We start from the raw sequence: 1,590 nt of genomic DNA on the forward strand, positions 1-1,590 counted from the left end.
ATTGAGGGAAGCTGCTCCTAGTACGAGAGGACCGGAGTGGACGAACCTCTGGTGTTCCGGTTGTCACGCCAGTGGCACTGCCGGGTAGCTATGTTCGGAAGGGATAACCGCTGAAAGCATCTAAGCGGGAAGCCTCTCCCAAGATGAGTTCTCCCTGACCCCTTGAGGGTCCTGAAGGGCCGTCCAAGACCAGGACGTTGATAGGCTGGGTGTGGAAGCGTTGTGAGGCGTTGAGCTAACCAGTACTAATTGCCCGTGAGGCTTGACCATATAACGGTGTTATTTGAGTGGGTGTGGCACGAGGTTGTGCGCCCTGCTTAAGAAGCGCTGGGTGTTGTGGCCAGTCACAGTGAACAGCAAGTGAACAGCACGAAAAAACAACTCAGCTTGAACTACCGACCTAATTTGGTGGGAGACAGAGTGTAGCCGCTGCGCCACGTGCGGTGTGCAAAAGCCTCCTCCTGCCATGCCAGTTTGCCTGGCGACCATAGAGCATTGGAACCACCTGAATCCATCCCGAACTCAGTAGTGAAACGATGCATCGCCGATGGTAGTGTGGGGCCTCCCCATGTGAGAGTAGGTCATCGCCAGGCTTCAAACGCGACAACCCCCAGCCGACTGGCTGGGGGTTTTTGCGTTTGGGGCTTGCCATAATCAGCTACTCTCACATGGGGTTCCCCATGAGAGAGTAGGGTGAGCGCGGGGTTTGTCTGCGCCAACAGTTTGGCGCAGACCCGCGCGAACGCCGCGAGCTCTGCGAGCGGCAGGCTCAAGCGAGCATCGCGAGCGCAGAGGCGCCAGGCTTCGAACCAGCCAAAACTGACTACGGGTTCCACATAAACGAGCAATTTTAGCGATGCGAGGGCCCGGTGTGGGGCGAGGCTACCCGGAACGCAACTTATACCGCTGACTCGCGCAGCGCCGCGAACAGTAAACCACCGATTCCCAGTTGCGCTTCCAGCGCGCTCGCCAGGTGAACGGGCGTTCACAGACCGGGCAGATTTTCTCAGGTTTAGGTGAGCGACTCACAGCTGGATTCTCGGATTCTGGTTCTTGGGGACAGTTTAGTTTTCTGCCGTGCAGAAAACTAAACTGTCCCCAGCCCCCAGCTCAGATCGGCCAGTCCGCCGCATCAACGACATAATCGGGCTGGTGCGCTCGCTGCCCGTCCCACTTCGCGACGAACACGCCCTCAGGATCATGCTCCGCGGTCTGCTTGTCGATATTGAAATGCCGTCCTCCGCGCGGGTCCGCGCCGACACCGGCAATGTACTGCCAGTTGCCGTAATTGCTAGCGACCTCATAGTCGATCAGGTGCTGCTCAAAAAACGCTGCGCCGTAGCGCCAGTCGATGCCGTATTCATGGATCAGGCAGCTGGCCGCAATCTGGCGGCCGCGGTTGCTCATCCAGCCCGTGGCGACCAGTTGGTGCATCAGCGCGTTCACCAGCGGGAAGTTGGTATCGCCCTGACACCAGCGCGCGAAATTGCGCGGCTCGAAGGTGCAGTGGCGCAGCTTGCGCGCCTTGCCGCGGCCGTGAAAGCGGAACAGCGGGCGCGGGTCCGCCAGTGCGTGCCAGTGGAAGAACTC

The 1,590-nt window shown here is 59.4% G+C and carries 2 protein-coding genes and 2 rRNA genes; 2 read left to right on the top strand and 2 right to left on the bottom strand.

The window, feature by feature from the left end:
• A 23S ribosomal RNA gene (locus tag VBE63_RS29000) occupies positions 1-270 on the top strand; the annotation flags it as partial.
• A 207-nt stretch (positions 271-477) separates the two neighbouring features.
• A 5S ribosomal RNA gene (gene rrf, locus VBE63_RS29005) occupies positions 478-593 on the top strand.
• Between the two features lie 289 nt (positions 594-882).
• Here the strand turns inward: rrf and VBE63_RS29010 are convergent.
• Positions 883-1,029 carry a DUF2256 domain-containing protein gene (locus tag VBE63_RS29010; protein ID WP_323686447.1) on the bottom strand — a complete coding sequence of 49 codons (147 nt, stop codon included), beginning with the start codon at positions 1,027-1,029 and terminating at the stop codon, positions 883-885.
• A gap of 81 nt (positions 1,030-1,110) precedes the next feature.
• Positions 1,111-1,590: FAD-binding domain-containing protein (locus VBE63_RS29015; RefSeq protein ID WP_323686448.1), on the bottom strand; the 480-nt coding region annotated here is incomplete at its 5' end.

It is taken from the genome of Lamprobacter sp., assembly GCF_034860625.1.
Lineage (GTDB): Bacteria > Pseudomonadota > Gammaproteobacteria > Chromatiales > Chromatiaceae > Lamprobacter.